At 43.2% G+C, this 24,188-nt stretch carries 21 protein-coding genes and 1 pseudogene; 18 read left to right on the forward strand and 4 right to left on the reverse strand.

Annotated elements, in window-relative coordinates; genetic code table 11:
• Positions 1-40: 40 nt before the first annotated feature.
• The 18 genes and pseudogenes from PGR29_RS21655 to PGR29_RS21740 all read left to right on the forward strand — a co-directional run bounded on the left by PGR29_RS21655 (position 41) and on the right by PGR29_RS21740 (position 20,492).
• Positions 41-532: a YajQ family cyclic di-GMP-binding protein gene (locus tag PGR29_RS21655; protein WP_087860394.1), complete on the forward strand. Its 492-nt coding sequence runs from the start codon at positions 41-43 to the stop codon at positions 530-532.
• A gap of 735 nt (positions 533-1,267) precedes the next feature.
• A complete protein-coding gene (locus PGR29_RS21660; protein WP_228302392.1) occupies positions 1,268-3,967 on the forward strand; it encodes a filamentous hemagglutinin N-terminal domain-containing protein in 2,700 nt (899 codons plus the stop codon).
• Between the two features lie 58 nt (positions 3,968-4,025).
• Positions 4,026-5,672, forward strand: a complete 1,647-nt coding sequence (locus PGR29_RS21665) for a ShlB/FhaC/HecB family hemolysin secretion/activation protein (protein ID WP_316425288.1) — start codon at positions 4,026-4,028, stop codon at positions 5,670-5,672.
• An 18-nt stretch (positions 5,673-5,690) separates the two neighbouring features.
• Positions 5,691-6,059, forward strand: coding sequence for a holo-ACP synthase (acpS, locus tag PGR29_RS21670; protein ID WP_308958230.1), 369 nt, complete (start codon positions 5,691-5,693; stop codon positions 6,057-6,059).
• Between the two features lie 19 nt (positions 6,060-6,078).
• On the forward strand, positions 6,079-6,834 hold the full coding sequence (locus tag PGR29_RS21675; RefSeq protein ID WP_316425292.1) for an SDR family oxidoreductase: 756 nt from the start codon (positions 6,079-6,081) through the stop codon (positions 6,832-6,834).
• Between the two features lie 3 nt (positions 6,835-6,837).
• Positions 6,838-7,386 (forward strand): 3-hydroxyacyl-ACP dehydratase FabZ family protein, encoded by a 549-nt coding sequence (locus tag PGR29_RS21680; RefSeq protein ID WP_113373740.1) that lies wholly within the window; start codon positions 6,838-6,840, stop codon positions 7,384-7,386.
• Between the two features lie 19 nt (positions 7,387-7,405).
• Positions 7,406-7,687, forward strand: coding sequence for an acyl carrier protein (locus tag PGR29_RS21685; protein ID WP_087860388.1), 282 nt, complete (start codon positions 7,406-7,408; stop codon positions 7,685-7,687).
• A gap of 29 nt (positions 7,688-7,716) precedes the next feature.
• Entirely contained in the window at positions 7,717-8,886 is a 1,170-nt protein-coding gene (locus PGR29_RS21690) for an aminomethyltransferase family protein (protein ID WP_113373741.1), read from the forward strand.
• Between the two features lie 71 nt (positions 8,887-8,957).
• Positions 8,958-11,516 carry a beta-ketoacyl-[acyl-carrier-protein] synthase family protein gene (locus PGR29_RS21695; protein ID WP_271031998.1) on the forward strand — a complete coding sequence of 853 codons (2,559 nt, stop codon included), beginning with the start codon at positions 8,958-8,960 and terminating at the stop codon, positions 11,514-11,516.
• 4 nt (positions 11,517-11,520) lie between these two features.
• Positions 11,521-12,741 (forward strand): beta-ketoacyl synthase N-terminal-like domain-containing protein, encoded by a 1,221-nt coding sequence (locus tag PGR29_RS21700; protein ID WP_087860386.1) that lies wholly within the window; start codon positions 11,521-11,523, stop codon positions 12,739-12,741.
• 1 nt (position 12,742) lies between these two features.
• On the forward strand, positions 12,743-13,708 hold the full coding sequence (locus tag PGR29_RS21705; protein ID WP_316425293.1) for an ATP-binding protein: 966 nt from the start codon (positions 12,743-12,745) through the stop codon (positions 13,706-13,708).
• Between the two features lie 8 nt (positions 13,709-13,716).
• A pseudogene (locus PGR29_RS21710) lies at positions 13,717-14,434 on the forward strand (ABC transporter ATP-binding protein).
• Entirely contained in the window at positions 14,409-15,059 is a 651-nt protein-coding gene (locus tag PGR29_RS21715; RefSeq protein ID WP_228302394.1) for a hypothetical protein, read from the forward strand. Before PGR29_RS21710 ends, PGR29_RS21715 begins: the two are co-directional and overlap by 26 nt.
• Positions 15,060-16,370: an ABC transporter permease gene (locus PGR29_RS21720; protein ID WP_316425294.1), complete on the forward strand. Its 1,311-nt coding sequence runs from the start codon at positions 15,060-15,062 to the stop codon at positions 16,368-16,370.
• 8 nt (positions 16,371-16,378) lie between these two features.
• The gene (locus PGR29_RS21725) at positions 16,379-17,167 is read left to right on the forward strand and encodes an outer membrane lipoprotein-sorting protein (RefSeq protein ID WP_316425295.1); all 789 of its coding nucleotides are present in this window, start codon (positions 16,379-16,381) and stop codon (positions 17,165-17,167) included.
• On the forward strand, positions 17,164-18,552 hold the full coding sequence (locus PGR29_RS21730; RefSeq protein WP_410477040.1) for a hypothetical protein: 1,389 nt from the start codon (positions 17,164-17,166) through the stop codon (positions 18,550-18,552). The genes PGR29_RS21725 and PGR29_RS21730 overlap by 4 nt, the downstream gene beginning before the upstream one ends.
• 13 nt (positions 18,553-18,565) lie before the next feature.
• Complete coding sequence (locus PGR29_RS21735) at positions 18,566-19,495, forward strand: ACP S-malonyltransferase (protein WP_271032002.1); 930 nt, start codon at positions 18,566-18,568, stop codon at positions 19,493-19,495.
• Between the two features lie 10 nt (positions 19,496-19,505).
• On the forward strand, positions 19,506-20,492 hold the full coding sequence (locus PGR29_RS21740) for a hypothetical protein (protein WP_213317105.1): 987 nt from the start codon (positions 19,506-19,508) through the stop codon (positions 20,490-20,492).
• 46 nt (positions 20,493-20,538) lie between these two features.
• Here PGR29_RS21740 and PGR29_RS21745 read toward each other — a convergent pair whose 3' ends face one another.
• The 4 genes from PGR29_RS21745 to cyoE form a co-directional block, all read right to left on the reverse strand.
• Positions 20,539-20,865 (reverse strand): hypothetical protein, encoded by a 327-nt coding sequence (locus PGR29_RS21745; protein ID WP_087860380.1) that lies wholly within the window; start codon positions 20,863-20,865, stop codon positions 20,539-20,541.
• Between the two features lie 262 nt (positions 20,866-21,127).
• Entirely contained in the window at positions 21,128-22,495 is a 1,368-nt protein-coding gene (locus tag PGR29_RS21750) for an MFS transporter (protein WP_087860379.1), read from the reverse strand.
• Between the two features lie 201 nt (positions 22,496-22,696).
• Positions 22,697-23,029, reverse strand: a complete 333-nt coding sequence (locus PGR29_RS21755) for a hypothetical protein (protein WP_047739997.1) — start codon at positions 23,027-23,029, stop codon at positions 22,697-22,699.
• A 260-nt stretch (positions 23,030-23,289) separates the two neighbouring features.
• Positions 23,290-24,177 (reverse strand): heme o synthase, encoded by an 888-nt coding sequence (cyoE, locus tag PGR29_RS21760; RefSeq protein WP_015367961.1) that lies wholly within the window; start codon positions 24,175-24,177, stop codon positions 23,290-23,292.
• Positions 24,178-24,188: the final 11 nt, after the last annotated feature.

Below are 24,188 nucleotides of genomic sequence, written 5' to 3' on the forward strand. Positions count from 1 at the left end.
GGTATTATGCAACGCAAAAGAAACGGAAGGAGAGGAAAAGATGCCATCTTTCGATATTGTCTCTGAAGTCGATCTTCAGGAAGCGCGTAATGCGGTCGAAAACGCAAGCCGCGAAGTCGAGTCACGATTTGATTTTCGTAATGTTGAAGCCACCTTTGAGCTGAACGAAACCAGTAAAACCATCAAGGTACTGAGCGAGTCTGATTTCCAGGTCAATCAGCTGTTGGATATTCTTCGCGCCAAGCTACTCAAGCGCGGCATTGAGGGGAGTTCGCTCGATGTGCCGGAAGCCTTTGTACATAGCGGGAAAACCTGGTTTGTCGAAGCTAAGCTGAAGCAGGGCATTGAAAGTGCGATTCAGAAGAAAATCGTCAAACTGATTAAAGACAGCAAACTCAAAGTACAGACGCAGATCCAGGGCGAAGAAATTCGCGTCACTGGTAAATCTCGTGACGATTTGCAGTCGGTTATGGCCTTAGTGCGCGGTGGCGACCTTGGCCAGCCATTCCAGTTTAAGAACTTCCGCGATTAACACGCAAAGCCTGATGGCGTAATGCCATCAGGCTTTGCGCTGATGTCGATGCCGGAGAAGATTTAAGCCGTTCTCCGGCAACTAAAAATCTTACTACTTAACTCTTCTGACCTGTTTTTTAATCCTTCCTCAAGGCGTTCAGCATATTTGTTTCATTATCAACGCCAGGTTAAATTTTCTGATTATTTTCTCAAATTAAAATTCATGAATATGAATTCATGCTGATCGGTTCAAACTTGAGAATGAATAATACCCGCGAGAAGTGGGCATGCGGTATTGATCTCAATCATGAAGTAAAGGAAGTTGCTTCTGTATGGAACGAATTCACTTTTTATTCATTATTTTAATCGGGGAAACTGTAACGGAGTAAGGATATGGAGTTGTGTATGTCATTGTTTACTGTGTGTCGCTAAAACATATTTTGATTTGGTTTAGCAGGCGAGATGAGAAATGATGAGCTACCAGCGTTGAAACGAATTATTACGCTCGATGCGTGGACAGGGAATGTCTCATATTTTGTATGAATTGAATCAGCTTTCTTTGTTCCAGGTAAGTATATGCATTCGGCGTAGGTGGGCGCAGAAATACATTTTTATGTATTTAAAATTAATTTGTTGAATAGAGCTGCATATAACATTTGATGAGTTTACGTGCTTTTCACAGGGATTTTGTACGCATGACGCGTACTTAAAATAGTCAGAGTGAGTAACGCTGCATAAGTGCAGGTTATTCATTATGGCTGCACTCAATCAATACTATCTTAGAAAGGTTCATATGAAATACCACGAAAACAAAAAAAGGTCAGTGAAATTAAACCCGATTGCAGCGTCATTATTACTGCTGATGCCCGTAATGGCGCAAGCGGAAATTTCTATTAAAAATGGCAGCGTTACTGAAGCTTCCAATGGGGTGCCGATTGTTAATATCGCGAAACCGAATAGCAATGGCCTTTCGCATAACGTATACGACACGCTGAATGTTGGCGCTGAAGGCGTCATTTTTAATAACGCGACAAGCGCAGCACAGTCCGTACTGGCCGGACAGATTGCAGCCAACCCGAACCTTACGGACGGCAGCGCAATGGTTATTCTTAATGAGGTGACTTCAACGAATGCCAGTACCATTAATGGTATGATGGAAGTTGCCGGTGATTCCGCTCACTTGATCATTGCCAACCCTAATGGCATCACGACTCAGGGAGGCGGGTTCATCAACGCTGAAAAAGGGACATTAACCACGGGTACGCCAAAGATAGGTGACGATGGGTTATTAAATGGCTATTCGGTTAATGGCGGAACGATTACTGTAAGTGGATTTCAGAGCGAATCACCAACCGAAATCCTGGCGCGTAGTATCGTTGTGAATGGCGCGCTTTCTGCCAGTGAGCTTAAGATCGTCGCGGGGAGTAATGCGGTCAACGCCGACGGTGTAGTCACCGACTCCGTAACGCCTACCGGTAACGCAAGTACCTATGGTGTGGATGTTTCTAAGCTCGGTGGTATGTATGCGAATAAAATTAGCCTTGTCAGCACTGAAAGCGGCGTAGGCGTACGTAATCTGGGAACGATTTCTGCCGGGGATAGCGGTATTAAGATTACCAGTAACGGTAAACTGCTTAACAACAATGCGGTTATTCAATCCAGCGGCGATATCACCCTGAACACCAACGGTGTTTTAGAAAATAGTGCAGGGAAAATCAACAGCGATAAAATGATCGCTATTGATACTGCGGGTAATAAAGTTAGTAATATCAACGGTGGCAATATTTTAGCAACCACTAATAACTATATTACCAGCGGTAAATTCGATAATAGCAATGGTAAACTGGCTGCCGGACAAACGCTGGCTGTCAATACCAGTGGTAATTCTTTTACCAATACCGGCAAAGCTAAAACGGCGGGTATTGAGGCGGGTGTCGTTGCAATCGAATCAGGTGATTTTAATAATAACGACGGTCAGATTCATGCTGGCTATGTCGGCCTGAAAAATACATCGTTAACCAATAATGGCGGCACTATTGATTCAACGGGCAATGTCGAAGTTGAAAGTACTGGAAACATTGAAAACGTAACTGGTTTGATCCGCTCCAGTGCTGGTGCTGTAAAATTAACGACAACTAAAGCAGTTAAAAACAACGACAACAAATCGGCCGATACCACGGGCGGTGAATCCTTGGGCATCGTCTCAGGTAACGGCATCGAGATTGCTGCTGACTACTTATTCAACTGGGCTGGCGAAATTGCCTCAGATGGTGATGTGAGCATCCAAACCACCAGTGATATTGATAACTATATGGGTAAAATTGAAAGCAGTAAGACTGTTTCAATTACTGGTCGCGACATAAATACCAGCCAATCCGGTATTAACGGCGGTGATGGTGTAAATATCGATCTCGATAATTACTACAGCCGATTGGGAGTGATAACTTCAGTAAACGGTGATGTTACTATCAAAGCCAACACCGTGAGCACAGATAGTTCAGTCATTAAAGCTAAAAATATCAGTATTGAGTCCGGAGCTGATATCGATGCTAAGTATACTATGATGGTTGCTGATCAAAAACTAGCGCTTAATGCGGCAGGCAAAATCACCAGCACCGATAGCGACAAGTTTGGCTTCTATGTCGGCCAATACTTCGGTTATGGAAACCAACAAGGTGGTTTAATTGGTGGTGAGGGTGTTGATATTACGGCGAAAAGCCTGAATAACGAATCCGGTCGTATCATTGCGCAAACCGGTGATGTAAATATTAATCTGACTGGCGATCTCGCAAGTAACAAAGGGCAGATTGTTGCTAATTCAGGGAAGATGACGATTGCTGCGAAGAAAGTGGCTGCTGATTACGCAACAATTTATAGTTCAGGAAATATGCAGATTGACGCAACTGCGATATCATCAAAAGCAAGTGGTTCTGTTGCTAAAAATACCGCTACCGGCATCATCTCTTCAGATAGTGATATTTTAATTAATATTACTGGTGACTATAATAACACTGGATGGGTGAATGCTGCAGGCAATCTGACAGTAAATACTTCCGGTTACCTGACAAATAATCACGCCTTTAATGCAGGTGGTGATTTAAATCTGACTGGCAAAACTATTACTAATAACAGCGACATTGCAGCGGGTAATACGCTTAATATCACCACTGCTAATGACTTGACTAATAATCTCGGCGCGAATATTACAGCTAAGACTACTAATGTCACCGCTAAAAATATCTCAAACTGGTCAAACCTGGTTGCTGATAGCCAGTTGAATGTCACTGCAAGTAATAACATCTACAACTATGGCAATCTTTATACAGCGGGTAAGGCGGTAATCAATGCTAAGAAAATCGTCAATACCGGTTTCTGGGCTGTATTAGGTGGGGCTCAAGGGTTTGAGACTACAGCCAATGTTGTAAACGTATTTGGTACCGTTGTCGGTAAATAAATTAGGTAGTGGGTGAAAGCAGTAAGGGATTACTGCTTTCACATTATCAGGATATGAAATGGATATTCGATACACCTTTATCATTGCTTCTCTTTTTTTAGCCACGCTACCCGTGACCGCCGCTGATGTTCAGTTAGGGCGACTTATAAAAGAACAGCAAAGTAACGATAATGCGTCCTTACAAGACAGAAAAATAGAGCAAAAAGATGTGTATTCTGATGCCACGACAAAGAAGCACACTGATAGCAAATTCCCGCAAGAAACACCATGTTTTCAGATCAATGAATTGATTCTTAATAATGACTTTTTAGATAACAATGGATTAAAGGAAATAAAAAATAAGGTGATTGGTAAATGCCTGGGAATGAATGGGCTCAAAAAGGCTGCTGTATTGTTCCAGGATTATTATATAAATGCCGGGTATATAACTACGAGAATTGAAATTCCCTCACAGGATTTGTCAACGAAAAAATTAAATCTGACGGTAGTTCCAGGAAGAATTTCCGAGATTGTTGTGGCTGATAATGATGTAAGCAGGTGGATTTTACCGTTTTCAGATGGCGATATACTAAACATCAGAGATTTAGAGCAAGGGCTGGAAAATATCCAGAGAACCCCTGAAGTAGATGTCAAGATAAACATCCTACCAGGCGCTGAAAATGGTACAAGCAAAGTGCTAATAAATCCCCAGCGTAAAAAAAAGTGGAGCTTAAGGGCTTCTTATAATAATTTCGGGGATAAGAGTACTGGTAGTGAACTTATAGGTGGGACAAGTTATTTATATAATGTTACAGGCTTGAGTGACCTTTTTTATCTGGCAGGAACAGGTAGCCACACTGGTGGTTATAAGAACGTGAGTACTTATTATAGTGTGCCATTCGGATATTCTGAATTCAGTCTTTATTATAGTAAAAGTAAATCCCATCAAGGTATAGATATCGGTGCATATACTTTTGATTATGTTGGAGAAACGGAATACTTCAGACTCAAGGGCAATAGAATGCTATACCGCAATGTGAACTCAAAATTGTCTACCAGTGCTGAACTGATCAGACGTAAATATGACTACACATTGGGCGGAACAGAACTGGTACTGCAAAAACGTGATATGGGTAATGTACGGTTAGGTTTAAATTATAAGAGAAACTTTACCGGAGCTGCGCTGGACTCAACGCTGAGCTGGCAGCGGTTTACCAAAGCTTTTGGCGGTACCGACACGCCTGATATGCGCACTGGCACTGTTAGTAAGAAAAGTCAGATTGTGAACCTTAATGTGAATTACGTGAAATGGTTAACAATGCTGCCAACTAACGCCTATTATGAACTTAATTTTGGCGCCCAATACTCACCAGATAATTTGACGTTACAAGATCAATTCACGATAGGCGATCGTTGGAGTGTACGTGGCTTTCAAAACAGTGATGGTATCTATGGCAATAAAGGCTTCTTTTTACAAAACACGCTAAATGTTGTTACAGGATATAAAGGTCTCATACCTTATATCGGCGCTGATTACGGTCAAATAATTGGTGAGTTACCTTCACAAAATCTTAGCGGCAAGAAATTAATGGGTGGTATTTTAGGTGTCAAAGGGAGTGTCAGAGCTTTGGAGTATGATGGTTCGATATCAGCGCCCTTTATCTATCCCCATGATTTGGATGTCGATAAATATAAAATTAATTTCAATCTTGCGTACCAGATTTAATTCATCGGGAACTCTGTAATGCGTATTGGTACAGATATTGTTGAAGTGGCAAGAATAGAAAAAGCTATTGCTAATGATAAGTCAGGATTTCTTCATCGAGTATTTACGGATAATGAAATAAAAGATATTGGTATTACTACCATTAATTACGAGCGAGTATCAGGCTTTTGGGCTGCTAAGGAGTCGCTGGTAAAAGCTATTGGGTATGGATTTAGTCACGGAATTCGTTTCCATGACATCGAGGTTGTCCATGACGAAAATGGAAAACCTGAGTTTCTATTGTCAGGGAGGGTAAAGTACATACTTAACGAACAAAAGATTATGAATATATCATTAAGTATTTCTCACTGCCGGACATATGCGATAGCCGCAACCATAATCTATTAATTAAAGGCATTTATGTAAAATGTATAGGTATAGCGATCTTGTAAGTAAAAAAGTGCTGATTACTGGTGCCAGCGGCGATATAGGTCTTGCAATTTGTGGGAAATTTCTTGAGCAAAAATGCACGGTTTATGCGTTATATAAATCAAATGTAGAGCCCTTGCTTTCTCTGAAAGAACATCATGCTAATGGTGATTTACTTCATATTTTGCCGTGTGATCTCACAAGCCAGGAAGAAGTCATTGCGTTGTGTAAGCAGTTGGCCATCGAAGCCGGAAGACTGGACGTGCTGGTGAATAACACGGGCATTGTCAATGATAGCCTTTTTGCATCAATGACCTTTGATGATTTTTATTCGGTTATCAACATTAATTTACTTAGCCTGTTCCGCTTAACGAAAGAAGCATTAATGTTATTACGTTCCGCAGAAAGCCCTGTGGTAATCAATGTCGCATCTGTGGCTGCTCTTGTACCAAGCGTTGGTCAGGCAAACTATAGCGCATCAAAAGGTGCAATATTAAGTTTCACCAGGACTCTTGCAGCTGAGCTGGCGCCTCGGGGCGTACGCGTTAATGCGGTTGCGCCGGGGATGATTGAATCCAAAATGGCGAAGAAGGTTCCACGTACAGTTGTTCGTGAAGTGACTAATTCAATTCCCTTAAAACGACTCGGGAAATGTGACGAAGTAGCCAACGTTATTGTTTATTTAAGCTCTACGGCATCCAGCTACATCATAGGGCAAACCATCGTGGTCGATGGTGGCATGGTAATGCGGTGATTTATGTCTAAGTATTCGATACCGCCAAAAATTTTTCTTGCCATGGGCGGCTGGCGTCAACCTCTACTCATGGTAGATAAAATAGTCGATTATAAATATGGAGAGAATGGCTTCATCAAAGTTATAAAACATGTAACTTATAATGATCCTTATCTGCTTGGGCATTTTCCAGAAGACCCCATTATGCCGGGGGCTATCATTTCTGAAATATTTGGCCAGGCAAGCGAGTATTATTCTTTCCTCACTGATATCTGTGACATTTATCAACATCACACGGGAGAAGAACTCAGGACATTGCGTGACATCCATGCTTATATCAAGCATCCGGATATGTTGAACATAATACATACAAGGCGTGCTGAGGTACGAGGTGTATTAGCCTCACAGAACCTGAAGTTTAAAGAAGCGGCTTACCCGGGAGATACGATTGAAGTGGTAAGTAAACTCTCATTTTCTGATGAACGCGGGTTTAAACATTATTTAGTTACAGCCAACGTTGGCAAAAGAGTCATTAGTCAGGGCGTCATTATTAACTTTAGAGAAACCATTTAGTTTTCCAAGGAGATTCGGTGTGACAAACATCCATGATGAAATCAATGAAAGAAAAAAAATAATCGTTACGATTAAAAGCGAAATTATTCAACGTCTAAATGTTCAGCGTGAGGCTCATCAAATAGATGATGACACGCCGTTGTTTGGTAACGGATTGAAACTTGACTCTGTAGATGCAACGGAAATTATCGTTATGCTTGATAAAACCTTCAACATCCAGGTATCGGAAGGCGATGATCCCGCTTATATGCGAAGTATAAATAATCTGGCATCTTTCATACTAAAGAAAAAAGCATCCTGAATTGAAACAGTTACATTGAAGGGCATTCTATGAAGTTACTTTCTGACCTCCATTTTAAAAACAATGCGGTTATGGGCATCTATAATCATCAATGCGTACCATCTTCATATCATGATGTTTTTGAAGAATATAAAGCCGTTCGTGAAAATGTCTTGTTGGTAGATTATTCTCATATGTCCATTACCAGCGTGATGGGTGAAGATGCATGGGCGCTTGTGAACTATATGGTCTCTGCTGATGTATCAATCATTCGTGATGAACAGGGTATTTATTCTTTGCTGCTCAACGCAGATGGAACCATCCGCGGTGATGCTTATATTCTGTGTGCCGCTGAAGGTTATTATATTTTATCCGAGAATCTCACCGCGAAAGAAGTTGTAGATATCCTGAATGAAACCCTTATAAAGGCCGATGATTTAGACATCCAGGAAATTCCTGAGATAAAATCGATGGAAGAGGATGACTGGGGCGTCATTATGCTGGAAGGGCCGTATGCCTGGGAGGTAATGGCTGAGGTTTATGGTTTTGATATCATTGGCTTGCCTTATTATGAATATATGAACACCGATGATGGGCTAATGATTTTTCGTTGTGGAAAACATGGCGAATTCGCATATCAATTGATTGGTGCACAAGCAACGCTTGTTACGATGTGGATGAAATTACAAGAAATAGGCGCCAGATATTCGCTGAAAACCGGTGGCTTAGATTTTCAACGTTTGGTGAGGATTGAAAATACAGGATGGGATGAAAGTATTTATCCTCGCTATTCCAGTAATCCTGTTGAACTACAAATGCAGTGGGCTATCCAGTATGACAAAGAGGACTTCATAGGTAAGAATGCAGTAGTGGAGTTATCGCGAAATGGCGCAAAACGTAAGCTTGTTGGGATCTCCCCCTGCGATGAATGTAGCCGGATCGACTCAGATGATCTGGTGATAGTTAATGGATGTCAGGTTGGAGTTATTGTCAATGCAGCATATTCTCCGGCAAGGCAAGCATGGATTGCACTGGCCCTTATTGATGAGGGTTATGCGTTAGCTGATATTGCAGGTTTTAGCCTTAAAACCGCAAATGGCGAAATCACCGCAAAAACACAAAATTTACCATTTATTTATAATTTGAGCTTATTGGTTAACCCAACAACACATAGCTATGTTGATGCGTCGAAAGCAAAGAGCGCGCTTGTCACGGTATAACATTTAGCGACGACAATATTGTATCCAGCATCGGTCGGTAGAGAATAAAAATCGGGATAGAAAATAAAATTATGGAAACGAGCAGAAAAAGAGTGGTTATTACCGGCATGGGGATTTTGTCGTCTCTGGCTGACAATATAACAGACTTCAGGCAAGCACTGCTGGAGAAAAAAAATGGCATCGCTGATAGTGCGCGTTTCTCTAAATGGTTTGCGAACGCTCGTGCGGCTGAAATGCTGCATCAAATTCATTGCCCCGAATTATCAAAAGAGGTTATCTCATCGCTAGATAATGCTGCGCTTTGGGCCTACAAAGTTGGCAAGGAAGCGCTCGAGCAGGCAGGACTGGCGACCAATCGACCGTGCCTGGAACAGATGGGGCTGATTGTTGGCGTTTCTTCGGCGGGTACTGAAGCTTTCCTTCCGCTATTTGAGCAGCGTATTCAGGACTTTTCGTTACGTAAGGCTCTTTTTTCAGGCAGCTTTTCATCGTGTTGTTCCAGCGCCTCTACCTTATTGGGTTTGAAGGGGGGAGTGGAACTCGTCGCAACAGCTTGTACGGCGAGCCCGAACGCCGTCGGCATGGCTTTTGATTACATTCAAAATGGCAAAAGCAAGGCTATGCTGGCTATTGGAACGGAACCCATTTATTTACCAACCTTTGCTGGTTTTTATGCTCTGAATGTTATGCACCCGCAATCGTGTTCGCCATTTTCGGGACATTCAGGGATGTCTATTGGCGAAGGAGCAGGGGCAATAGTACTGGAAGAGTATGAGCATGCCGTCGCACGCGGCGCGACGATTCTCGGAGAAATTCTCTCTTACGCCACCTCGTGTGATGCATATCATGAAACGGGACCCGACCCGCGCGCCAGCGGCGCAGTGCAGGTTATGCAAAAAGCTATGGCGAATGCAGGTCTCAAACCGGAGCAAATTGATTACGTTAATGCGCATGGTACGGGGACGCAAGCTAATGACCAAATAGAAACTCTGGCGATGAAGAAAGTTTTCTCTGGCGCCGAACATATATTGATCAGCTCAACTAAATCCTATTTTGGTCACAATATTGGCGCCGCCGGTATTGTCGAGCTCATTGCATGCTTAGTCACCCTTCCGCAGAAGCATGTTCTGCCAACGTTGAATTTTTCGCAGCCGCGCCCTAACTGCGATCTGGACTACGTTGCGAATGAATTTCGACACAAAGATATCAACATCTTTATGAAGAATAACTACGCATTCGGCGGTAATAATTGCTGCATGATTGTCAGTACGAAACCATGTTCAGTTCCTCTTACCACCTATGATGCTAAACGTGTTGCCATAACTGGGATAGGTGCCGTATCGGCTATTGGACATACTTTTAATGAAATTCTTCGCTATATCCATGAAGGCGACAAAACGGTGGAGTTGAGCGGCGTAGTCTTTCCTGATGACACTCTCGATGAGGCTAAAGCGCTGTTGGACGTTGTGGCAAAAACCCATCAATTTGCGGAAATATTTGGCGCAGAATATCAAGACGCGGCCTATCAACAACCGGAGTCAGAAAAGCACTTTAAAACTTATCAGGTGAAAGACCTCGAACCACGTAAACATCTACGCCGCTATGACCCGCGCAAAGCAACACGCGGCGGTACGTTTGCGCTGATGGCACTTTCAGAAGCGCTGAATTTGGCGAAACGTAAGATTAAACGCGATGGCGATGATCTGGGAATGGTTCTGGGGATGGCCCGTGGACCGCAAGAAACTACCTATAAGTACTTACAAAGTTTAAAACCTGACCCGCGCAAAGTACGCACATCAGAGTTCCCTGGTTCACTGATGAACTCGATGACGACGTTTTGTGGGATTTCAGAAGGTATAAAAGGATATACGACAACGTTAGCGACCGGTGAAAATGCGGCACTTGGCGCATTGACCTATGGCTACGAAATTGTTCGTCAGCAACTACAGCCGCAGGTCATTGTTGGTGGGGCTGATGAACACTTTCCGTCGATGTCTCTGTATATGGATGCGGTGACCAATAAGATTCATATGACGTCGAATGCCGCTGACTATCAGATATATGCCAAAGAAGCACATGGATATGTTCCGGGTGAGGGTGCTTGTATGCTGTTATTGGAAGACGCGCTTGCCGCTGCTTCCCGTGGCGCTGAAGTACTGGGGGAAATTGCGGGTTACGGTAAGTCATGCAGTAATACCTACTTTGATGCAACGCAAATTGAAGAAAAATCTATCACGATGTCTCTGGCGATCGCGCGCGCGCTTGCAGACGCGGGTATTACCGCAAAGGAAATTGATCTAGTCTGTGGAACCAGTAATGGTAGCGAAGTGAGCTCAATAATAGAAATTAATGCGATTTATAATTCTTTCCATTGCCATAATCCACATGTGCCAGTAGTGAATTATAACGCATTCTTTGGCTTTGTTGCTTCATCTGCAGGGCTTTTAAATCTTGCGGTGATTCTTGATTGTATTCAAAGACAATCCGTTCCTGCTATTCCCTATACACAAACTTTTGCCGATAAAAGAATTAATTTTGTCAATGAAACGCGAGAGATAACTATCAAATATGTTCTTTTGATTGGCGCTACCGAAGGTGGGAATTATTACGCTATCGTCATTAAAGGATAATAAGGTGAGTGGGAGAGCTATTATTTCTGGCTTCAGTGTATGCTTGCCTTATGCTGAGAATAGTTCGCTGTTAATTCGAAATCTGCAGCAAGGCAAACGGGTGCATTTGTCGCCATGGTTTATATCAGATAACCAAGCTAGAGAATGTGGATTTGCGGGGAATATATTCATTGCGAAACTACAACGAGAAAACGATAGCGCTTTTGAACTGGTATACAAACTTATCGATGACGCCTTGCTTCAGGCTGGTCTTAGCAATGACAGTCTGAAAGGTAATAGGGTTAGAGTATACATTACCGGAATAGGTCCTCGTGTTGATGTCATGGATTACAGGAACTTCTATAATTACAATGACATGGAAGATGTTTCGGTAACATCCTCCATTAAAAACCTTTCTGTGAAAAATATGTCGCAGGATAATGTTTCCTATACGATTGGACAGAGGTATGAACTGCACTATTTGCCACCAAATATGAATTGTACAAGTAACTCGTCACTGACGGCGATTCATTTGGTTACCAGGGCAATAGAGAGTGGGGGAATCGATCTAGGGCTTATCATTAATATCTCAAAAATCAAATATCAGGATCTCGGATTTCTGGCAAGCCAGGGGATGTTAGATAGTGAAATTGTCCAACCCTTCGGCGTAAACAGCAATGGTGTGCATTTTGCTGAAGGCTATAGCGTTATGTTACTGGAAAGTCATCAGCACCGAATGGCGCGCGGAAAAAGTCCGGGTGTGTGTATTACTTCGGCATATAAGCAAATCAATGCTGGTCGCAGTAATGACTCTTCCTGGCAAAGTACCAGTATTTTCAAGTTGATTAATTCACTATTAAATGATGTCGGGGTGAGAAAAGAAGACCTTTGTGGGTTTATCCCCCATGGTAATGGAACCTCATCCAGTGATAAAGTTGAAGCAAAAGCGATCGCTATGTTTGCTGGTGAAACCCCGCTTCCCATATTGGCTTATAAGGGGCAGATTGGTTATACCGCAACGGGATCTGGACTAATAGACTTGATTATTGGCTATCATTTACTCATCACGAGTGAGTTAATTTTTCCTGTTATTAATGATGAAATCATAGATGACGTCGCTCACCATATATCTGTAGATGGAGGGGTGAGGAAACATGAGAAAAAACATCTTCTTAAGACCGGACTAGGCGTCGATGGCTCAGTTGTCGCTTTATTAATGACTAACTTGAATAAGCACTGTGGCTAATATGAATAGTAAAATGTATTTGTCTTCATATTCATTTATTGAACCTGAAGAACCGTTTTATTTATATTACCCAAACTGGTTAAATGTTTGGGAATCACATTCATTCAATACAGCGTTGAAGGCCACGGGAGCAAATGGTTGGCGATTTAAACGCTTTGGCACACGAGCCGAAATATATAATCGTGAAATCACAAGGCGGCCAGATCATATACCTTATATTAATGCTATGGAAAGGGTGTCGGATGATGCATTACATAGTTTGTCAGCAAAAGAGCGAATGTTGCTTTTGAAATCACGCACCGCCTTTATCTATATTGATTCATGGGGCGAATCAGGCGTTTTTGAATACAATATAAGTAGCCTTAATTTATCAACTATTGATACTTTACCTAAGAATATAATTAAGAAGTTCTCTATTAATAATGTGACTTGTAAAATACGAGGTGAAAACTATTCTCTATTCCAGGCAATGGCATTAGCTCAGGATTATCTTGCTTGGGATGTATTTGATTTTGTAGTGATCTGCGGAGGTTACCGTGCGGTGCCCTTGTTGGCGTTTACGGCAGAAAGCCTTCGCCATTGTGAAACAAAAAAACCGCATAAGTATGTTCCAGATGTAAATTTTTCTATTGAAAGAGTGGGGTGCTTTATATTTAGTAGAAGGGAAAGTCATTTGCGAGTGAATTGTGGTCCATATATACCTAATGGGCCAGGTAGCTTGTTTGTATCGCAATCAGAAAAAAATAATGATATTGACTTTATTGCCTATGCCGGTGGTATCAATAAATCAAAGCCACCCTCTAACAACGGAATCGATCTCATTACTCGTTATGGTTGTAGTGGCTGCATGACCCCCGCCTTGAGCTGGCAATACATTACACAACATGCTTTGCATAATGGTTGTCTTCGAACCGTTATCCCCGGGGTCGCCGGTGGCTATGCTTACTTTGACACCTGGTACCAATAGAAGGCTATATGCGCAGTAATATAACAGAACTACCCGATATATCTCTGTACGGCATACATAAATATTATGGATCTCAGGATAATATGACTCCTGCACTGAATGATATCAATCTTGATGTTGTAAAAGGTGAGTTCCTGGCATTATGTGGCCCTTCAGGTAGCGGTAAAAGTACCCTGCTTAATATACTTTCAGGTATTGATAAACCTACGACGGGTCATGTTTTTTTTTCTTGGGAAAAATCTAAATGCGTTGTCTGAAAAGAATTTGGCGTCCCTACGCAGTCGTCATTTAGGGTTTATTTTTCAGTTTTTCAATTTAATTCCGGTGCTGAGCGTATTTGATAATGTTTTTTATCCTCTAATGCTAAATGGACATTTCAGTGCAAAAGAGGCGAGAGCGCGGAGTTTACATTTTCTCGATAGTGTTGATTTAGCCCATTTAGTGGAGAGAAAACCAGGCCAATTATCAGGTGGCCAACAGCAACGTGTCGCGATTGCAAGAGCGTTAGCACATAGCCCTGAAATCATTGTTGCGGATGAACCTACCGGAAATTTGGATCTGGCTACTGGCGATGCGATTCTCGACCTCCTGTTAGATATTAATCGGCGAACGGAAACGACGTTCATTATCTCCACACATTCGACTCAGCTACAAGAACGAGCGCGTCGGAGAGTGGAAATTAAAGATGGAGCAATAATATATGATTCAGCGAAGCAATCTTTGTAGAGTTTTGCTTCTGTGTTTAACCGCGGTTACATTTTCAGCATTCGCTGAATCGGTAGCCACACCTGTGGCTAATCGTGTGTTACAGGATGGGTTTCCACATGAGCCAGCGTCATTAGCATCGATCACTACACATTTGTTTAAAGAATATGAACGCACTAATAACGTTGGTGTGCTGATTTTTTATTCATGGGGGATGCTACGGCAAGCCGCTCATTATCAGAATGTTAATGATTTGATTCACGCTTCTGAATATGCAAAGACGGGATTTTTCTATCTGGATGAGTCGGTCGATACCCATGAAGATAATTTGCTGATCAGATACTTACGTGCGCGTGTTGATGCGTGGCTTCCGGCTAATTTGGGGCGCTGCGTGATTACGATTGAAGATACCGACTCGCTGATGAGGAATAAAGATAAATTCAGCGCCGAGATTGTTAGAAAGATAAACGAGATGCGTTTACGAGCGCTCCACCAGTGCCATAACAAACAACAAGAAGAACAACTCCTTCAGCAGCTGAGAAGCGTGGGCCAAAACCTTAAAATCGATTATGAAAATAACAATCCACCCCCCTGGGAAATGGCTGAAGTTTTGCAGGTTATTGTTCCGGTTATTAAAGGTGATTAAATGTCAAGGGATGTGATATTCATTAATGGTATTGTAGTGTTGCTATTGCTTTTTGTGATTTATAATATCATTTTCAACTATGGTGATGCTAAATTTTCATTCTTGAATTTACTACGACATCAGCGTAGAACGCTGTCTACGATTTTTGCAATTATTTTAGGCGGTGGTGCGATATTTTTATATGGCGGTTTTATCAAATACTCTTTTTGGATACTCAAAGAGCAGACGATACGAACGAATATTGGTCATGTGCAAATTTATAATAAATCCTACTTTGAAACAGCCAATAAGAATAAGAGCCTTATTGCTGACTATGGTGCACTAAAACATAAGATATTGCAAAATACCTATTTTTCTAATGCTATTTCGACAATTTCCGGCCAGCTTGAGTTTAGCGGGATTATCTCTCACTACGAAAGCGAAACATCAAATTATTTTTCAGCACAAGGCGTTGAGCCATTACCAGCCCTAAAGTTAGGAGCATTTGATAAGATAGTTTATGGAAGCGATCTGTCTCGCGTAAAACATAATGAAATTACGATAGGAAGCGGTCTGGCGAAAACACTTGATAGCCATTATGGTGACTGGCTTGATATCCTGGCGGTTAATGTGTCAGGAGGACAGGGCGCTATTTCAGTAAAGCTTCGTGGTATTTTTGAGTCGGGGATTAAGGATTATGATGATGTTGTACTAAAGATACCTCTTGATACTGCACAGCGAATCATGGGAACCAATGGCGTCAGTAAAATAGTTATTTTATTAAAACATGATGATGTCGCGCCATTTATTATTCAAATGCGAGAGTTTATCGCTCAACAGGATTTACCTCTTATTGTTAAGGACTGGAAGGAAAGTTCTATTTTTTACCAGCAAGTTGAAGGCATGCTATCTGGTATCTATTTTTTTATCAAAGTCATCGTGGCACTTATTGTGGTATTCATGATCGGTAATTCAATGACCATGAATATCGTTGAACGGACTAAAGAGATCACCACACTACGAGCCATCGGCTTACAGTCCAGCCGTGTGACGCTTTTATTTTGGTTGGAAGGTGTATATATAGGTATTTTAGGTGCATTAGGTAGTCTTGCTTTTGGCTATGCCATTGCATCAATTATTAATATTTCCGGTATTGCGATGCCGCCTTCACCTGGCCAGTCTGTTGGATATACTGCATTTATTATAACCAAAGATGCAGAGTTAATTTGGTTTACCTTAACGTTGCCAATTTTAACATCAGCCGTGGCTTCCATCATTCCTGCATATCGTGCATCGCGGCTTAATATTACTGATGCATTTAAATCTTCATAGAGGCTAGTATGAAAATTGGTGTGTGGTATTTATGCTCTTTGGCAGTATTACTGTATTCATCTGCGGCGCAAGCGACGAAAGTTGACCAGCAGGCTTTGGAAATTATTCGCAAGGCTGATGAGGTTCGTTCTCCAAATGAACCTTTCCGCTATGAAGTAACCGTGTTGGAGTTCAAAGAGGGAATGCAGGAACCCGAAAATAAGCAATCTCTCGATATTTCGATGCGTTTTATTAAGCCCGAAAGCGGTAAGAAAGCTGACGCTCGTTCACTTATACGCTTTACCTATCCTCCGCGAGATAAAGGTAAAGTTATGTTATCTGATTGGTATGACTTATGGTTTTATACACCGGAACTTCGCAGGCCAGTTCCCATTTCGCGTTCACAACGATTAATAGGCCAGATCTCTAATGGCGATGTTATCGTAACGAACTTCGAATATGCCTATGATTCTACGCTCGAGGGCGAGGAACCTTGTGGTGATAAAGTCTGCTATCGCTTATCTCTTACCCGTAAATCTGAGGCCATTACTTATCCAAAAGTGATTTACCTGGTAGAAAAAAATGCAGAGTACCGACCATTTAAGGCATCGTATTACTCACTTGATAATCAATTACTCAAGAATGTTTTGTATAAAAACTATCAAATGGTATTAGGAAAGAACCGGCCAACAGAAATTATTGTGCAGAATACTCGCAACGAAAAGGGATATTCTGTCATGAAGTATAGCAACGTTCGTCTCGAATCCTTACCGGAATTTCACTTCACGAAGGAGTATATTCAGAGGGAAGCAAAGTGAAATTGCTTCTGGCTGCATTACTATTAATTCTAACGTTCATACCATTGTTGGGAATGGCTGACTGTCTTTCCGCGGATGAGATACAGCGTAATGGCCAGTTGGTTTTGACGGAGCAAATATCCTTTACGCATAGAAATGAGTCTTTATGGCGTATCAGTGGATCTAATCCTTATACGACTGATAATGCCTACAATAATATTTCAATCAATGCTTCTAGCACTTGCGACATTATTGATGATATGTTGGTTCTGGATCTTTCATTGTATGGCTTAGGATATCAACCAATGAAAGGTGTCGGGCTATTCGAAGAAGACGATAGTCGCTCTAAAAGCTTAATCGATAGGTTAAAGCTGAACGCAACGTTATCCGAAAGCGTCAGTCTGGAAGGCGGAAAGCTTAGACCGGATCCCGGCGCTTTTCATTTGAGGTCGCCTGCCGCATTGCTGACAACTTATTATGCCGGATTTAAACCTACCCGAATTTACGACCCGGCGTTTAACTCCTCCTATCATGAGCCGTTTTGGGGAGGGCGAGTTTCAGCTGAGTTTCGTGATTATGCATTCTCGCTTACCATCATGCCCAAATTAGTGAGTATTGATAAATATTATGAGTCATCCAGTAACTGGACGGCCAATCAACGGGGCAACAGTAGTGAGTATTATTTATTAACTTACACCGATTATCGTCTTGTTAATCATCGACTGGCAGCAGATATGATGCTTGGCGATTCTCCTTCATTGGCTCTGGCAGATAGCTACAATCTAACTCCGCAGTTTGTTGTCAACGTCGAGGCGGCTTTACACAAAACGCAACAATGGCGTCATTTTTCCCGTGAAAAACGAGATGAGATATTATCTGGGAAATATCCTTCATCGCTTTATACCCAGAATGATAAAACAAACTATGAATTGGCCGTTGGCGGCCAGTATACCACTGACCTTTTTAGCGTATTGGGTATCGAATACTATTATCAGAGTGAAGGGTACTCGAAATCGGCATGGCGGGAGCAAACTGATTTTATTAGGCTGTTAAGTAAGAAAACCGGTATTACCGGATTAGATAAAGTATTTGATGATTATAAGTATCTAATGGGGTCAGAAATAAGTAATACAGGAAACAAAGGAATGTTGCAAGGGCGACATTATATTAATTCATGGTTAAGTTTACAGAATGCAGATCATTCAACCCTTCAACCCTATCTGGTGATGAACGTAGTCGATGGTAGTTCCTTAATTGGAACCCATTACATTAAGCCGCTAAAAGGGTTGGGCGAAAGGGTAGAAATTTATACGGGGTTTTATAGCGCATTAGGTCGTCGTGATTCAGAGTTCGCCCTTTTTGGCGAGACCCTCGGAGTCTATGTCGGATTTAAATACTATTTATAAGGACATATTGTCTATGACAACGTTATCAAAGCAACCGACGGTACTTCTTTTCGCCGGTCAGGGAAACCCTACGGTAGGAATGGGGGCAGATTTATGGGATCTAAACGCAACCACCAGGCGAATCTGGGACTGCGCCAGCGATGTAACAGGGCTGGATCTTCGGCGGTTATGTCAGAAAGGGCCGATGAATCGTCTGGTGAAAACGACGACGCAACAGGCAGCGGTGACGGCTATCAATGTCACGCTCTATAGTCTGTATGCTGAGCAATTCTCTGACGCTAACATTATTGGCTCGTGTGGGCATAGCGTGGGTGAATATAGCGCGCTTTATGCAGCCGGCGCTTTAACGCTGGAGAATGTGTTCAAGTTAATCCTGGCGCGCTCAACTATCATGGATAATTTAAGCAAAATTCGTAAAGGTACAATGCTGGCCGTGAGAGGCGCCGATTTTAAAACGGTAAGCCAGTTAATTAACGACTCCGGGAGTCCGGTTGTCGTGAGTTGTGATAACAGCCTCTATCAGCAGGTGGTTGGCGGTACGCTGCCAGATTTAAGTGAATTCACCGGGGTACTGATGGGAGCAGGCCTGGAGACGGTAAAGTTGAGCGTAAGCGGAGCCTGGCATACGCCTCTGATGGCTGAGGGAGTTCAACCCATGCGGGATGCGCTGAAGATGGTGGAAATTGTACGGCCAAATTATCCTGTACTGATGAATGTCACCGGACGGGAAGAATCTAACCCGCAGCAAATTAGAGAGAACCTTTCTTTGCATTTGACCCACCGGGTACAGTGGACTGCCTCTATGACTGCCTTTCTACAACATATCCCCCTCGTCAGGTTCGTTGAAATCAGTAATAAAGCTTATCTTGGACAATTGCTAAATGACTTCGACGACTTCTCTGCAGAGAATTATATTCATTGTCGAAAAATGTTGTTGGCGTAACGAGGCTATCATGATACCGGATTATCTAACTTTTATTCGACGTCAGGATCGGTCGCTTCTGCCCTATTTGTACTTTATTTGTACACTGCTGATTGCCTTCTACGTTAAAAACAGAGGGTATCTGTTGACCGTGGAAGATGCATTTCCCGTAAGCGCCATTTTTTCGTTAACTATGTTTAGCTTTGTTTATGAGCTTAAAGGTTATTGGTCTTACAAATATGCGATAAAAAATATCAATTTTTCATGGTTTCAAGGGAAAAAGTATTCGCAATTTGAGGTAATACTATGGCATCCGCTCGTTGCTACAGCTTGCTGTTTACTGGGGTGCTACCTGGTTGTTAGAGGATTTCTACTCTTTTTTTCAAGCATTGCCGCGATGGCCTGTATTGTCATCTTTGTGCCGATAATGGTCTATATGATGTGCTGGTTCGCCAGGAATTGTTACGTCAAGCAGTTACAGCAGGCAACTGTGCATACGCTTAAATACCGTAATCTCCACCACTATGCTTGTTTGAACGTTACCGTCACGTTTCTAACCAGTTTTTGGGTTGTCAGTCCGTTGGTAGCGGATGAGGATTTTTCCTTATCAAATGGTTTTTTTTCAGCAAAGTTGATAGTCGCTATGTTGATTCTGTGTTCAGCGATACTGGTGGTCAATTTAATTTTTGCTCATCCCTCCAGACGCTATACTTTTTTAGGACGGCTTTTTCAGAAAGAGTTTGATGTGAATCTGGCGAAAACTATTCCACTTACCCTGATTTATAGGAAACCGCTGTGGTTGCGGTTAGTTATTCTCTTTATTCTTCAACTGTTATGGATCCTCACTTTAAGCCTGTTACTGAAATTATTAGGGTGGGAAATGTATTTTTATGCATATTTCATATTATGTATGATACCTGCGATAGGATATTTTTATTTACATGTTTACTGGCGATGGCATGATGATTACATGACGGCATGTGATATGTATCTCAGATGTGGTGAAAATAATAATTAACATCAAAAAATATGGCCAGTCAGTTTTCTGACTGGCCATATGCTATTTAGCTCTGCAGGGCATCAACAACACCACCCCAGTCAGTAGCAGCATTATAAACAAAGTTTGACCAAACCCCTGATTCAGCATACAGCAGGGAGTTGATATGGTCGGTTATAATGCTTCCCAGGCTAGATGGCGAACCGCCAAGAATATTGGAAACCAAATCAATAGTGGTTTCCAGCGCGGAGGAGGCCAGAATCATACCAGCATTAATACCTGCTGCTACCAGGCCCAGCGCTGATTGAATGGTGAAATCAACCAAAGCGCAAGGCAGGTCGATAATGCCTGCACCAGAGACATATTCCATTTCGTTTGCGGTTAATTCTTTCATTTTTAATTCCATCCTAGATTAATGAATTGTTAATGATGTGCCTATGCACACCGGGCAATATACTAATCAGAGGGTTTTTTATATAATAGTGAATATTTAAATGATCTATTAGTTTTAATGTGAATTAAACTTCACAAAACAGAATTAGAAAAGTGCGGGGGCTTATTACGTCAATTCATGTTTGATAACAGAAGATACCCGAAGGTATCTTCTGTGTGGCCGCGCGTTCAACTTATTGTTTAGAGCGTAGAAATGGGGGCGATTACGAAGTTGCGATAATAGCCTGTTCAACCTCAAAGCGGTTGGTTACTTTGCTGTCAATTTTTATGTAGGCTGAACGTTCTTCAGCGACAATCATGACCTGCTCAACGCCAGGTTTCGACAACAGACGGCGCTGTAGTTCATCATTAATGATGACATCGTCCGGGATCTCAACTCGGAGACTGCTCACGTAAGGTGGTTCGCTCATGGTACTGGCAACCAGCAGCCATAACATTGCGAGCAGGGCCCCAAGCAGGAACACCGTTTGTGAATCAAAGAAACCATCGACCCAGCCGCCGAGGGCGCCACCGATGGCCACGCCGATAAACTGGCTGGTAGAGTAAATACCCATTGCCGTGCCTTTATACCCTGCTGGCGATTCCTTGCTAATTAATGAAGGCAATAATGCTTCCAGGAGGTTAAAGGCGAGAAAGAACAGCTGCACCCCTGCGACTAACTCCCAGAAATAGCCACCTGCGCCCCAGAGTACGATTTCAGCGATGAGGAGTAGGGCGACGCAGAACAGGAACACTCGTTTCATCTTGCGCTTCACTTCCGCATAGATGATGAATGGCACCACGGCGACAAAGGAAATGACCATGGTCACCAGGTAAATTTTCCAGTGCTCGGCGGCCGGGAAACCAGCGGCCTCCAGTTGTCCTGGCAGCGCAACAAAAGTCGACATTAGCATGATGTGCAGACACATAATGCCGAAGTTCAGCTTGAGGAGTTTAGGTTCAGCAAGCACTTTGCTAAAGCAGCCCTTTACCATGCCAGATTCACGGTTAAGTACATGATTGTGGCTATTTGGTACTACCCATAGAGTCAGCAAAATACCGAGGCTGGCCAGAATAGCGATCATCCAGAATAGCGCATGCAATCCTAACTGGTGAGTGACAATAGGGCCGAGCACCATGGCGATAGCAAAGGTCACGCCAAAACTGACGCCAATGAAGGCCATGGCTTTGGTACGGTTCTGTTCGCGGGTTAAATCAGAAAGTAGTGCCATGACGGCGGCGGCGATAGCGCCAGAGCCCTGCAGCGCGCGGCCAAGAATAATACCCCAGATGGAATCGGTCAGCGCGGCGATGATGCTGCCGATAACAAATATCAGCAAACCGCCAATAATTAACGGTTTACGGCCAATGCGGTCAGACAGGAGACCGAACGGGATCTGGAAGACGGCCTGGGCGAGCCCGTAAATACCAATAGCCAAACCAATCAGCGCTTCGCTAGCCCCCTGCAGCGCCATGCCATATGTGGTCAAAACGGGCAGGACCATAAACATGCCGAGCATGCGCAGTGAAAACACGGTCCCTAAACCCCAGGTTGCGCGCAGTTCTCCTGGCGTCATTTTGTTATCGTTCATTACCACCTCAATATAAAAACTGTGACTAGTGTAGTGGGGGGATAAGGACGCGTAAATAAATGTTTGTTTAGCAGATATTACGACTGTGTTGCGTAATAGAAGAAGGGATGAGAACCCGAGGCTAAAATGGTAAAGCGCTAAATAAAAGCGTTAAAACAACAGAAAGGGCAGAAATGAAACCTGCCCTTATCATTATACCGATTAGGACGCAGCCTGATCCAGGAAGCTGTTCCAGTCGGTTGCGGCGTTATTCACGAAAGTATTCCAGCTGTTTCCAGCAGTGGAAACGAAGTTTGCCCAGTTTTCCTGACCGGTGCTAACTACGCTTTCCCAGTTTGCTTGTCCAAGGAGGAATTTACCAAATTCAATTGCGCTATCGCCAACGAAAGAGGCGAAAGCCAGACCGGAGGTCAGTGCAAATGAGGTAAATCCTGCTGCAGAATTAGCGACAAAGCTGGCGAAGCCGGTTGCAGCGCTCACCAGGTTGAAACCACCTGAGACAGATTCCATTTCGTTGAATGTTAATTCTTTCATTGTTATTCCTTGCTATTAAAAATCCATATTTTCGGTAGACGTTTGCCTACCGTGCAAGGCTAGCACCATCTCCGCTAATGGCGCGAGATGGGCGGCGGTTAGCGATGCTCAATTTTTTCCTCAATTTTTAGCTGCGTGATGAGTGAAGAAAATGAAGTAGAAAAGTGAGGGGAGGGCGGTATTAATGAAGTAATCCGATGTTGGCGCATAAAAAAGCCCCCGACTAGCGGAGGCTCTTTTCATTTCACATTAGCGTAATCTTATCTGACGTAAGCCAGCAGATTATGTGAATCCGGCACCATGAAATCGACAGACATCATGACTGACAGCGCGGTGATGGCGACGATGGAAAAGACGAACAGCTTACGTGCCCAGACTTTATCATCCGCCACTTTATACCCGCGAAGCGCCATGCCAAGCCACCAGACGCTTACGGCGGCAGCGACGACCAGATATTTGTATCCGGCATAACCACCAAGGGAAAGCATCAGCGTTGCCACGGCAAAGGCCACGATGTACAGCGTGATATGGTTTTTCGCGACGGAGATACCTTTCACTACCGGCAGAACCGGAATATTCGCCGCCTGATAATCCTTGAAACGGAAGATCGCGATGGCGTAAGAGTGAGGCATCTGCCACAGGCTAAAGATCGCCAGCAGAATCGCCGCGCCGCTGTCAAAATCACCGGTTACCGCGCAGTAGCCAATCACCGGCGGCGCAGCGCCGGAGAGTGAGCCAATCAGCGTGCCGTAGACGGAGTGGCGTTTCATGTACAGGCTGTAGATGCCGACATAAACCACAAACCCCATCACGCCAAGCCAGCAGGCCAGCGGGTTGGCGCCGAACCACAACAGCATGAAGCCAGCAATACCCAGCAAGGTGGCGTATACCAGCGATGATTCTGGCGAGATCAGCCCTTTGACCAGCACCCGGTTTTTCGTCCGTTCCATCTTACGATCGATATCACGGTCGATGTAGTTGTTGAAAACACAACCCGAGGCGACCACCAGGGATACTCCGAGGAGCGTCCAGACGAACAGCGGATAGTCGATGTGGCCTTTGGAGGCCAGCAGGAAACCGCCGATCACGGAGATCAGGTTGCCAAAAATGATGCCTGGTTTCGTTACTTGCAGGTATTGCTTAAACATACTCGCCGCTC

The sequence above is a fragment of the Klebsiella sp. 141203 genome, from assembly GCF_032601985.1.
Lineage (GTDB): Bacteria > Pseudomonadota > Gammaproteobacteria > Enterobacterales > Enterobacteriaceae > Klebsiella > Klebsiella aerogenes.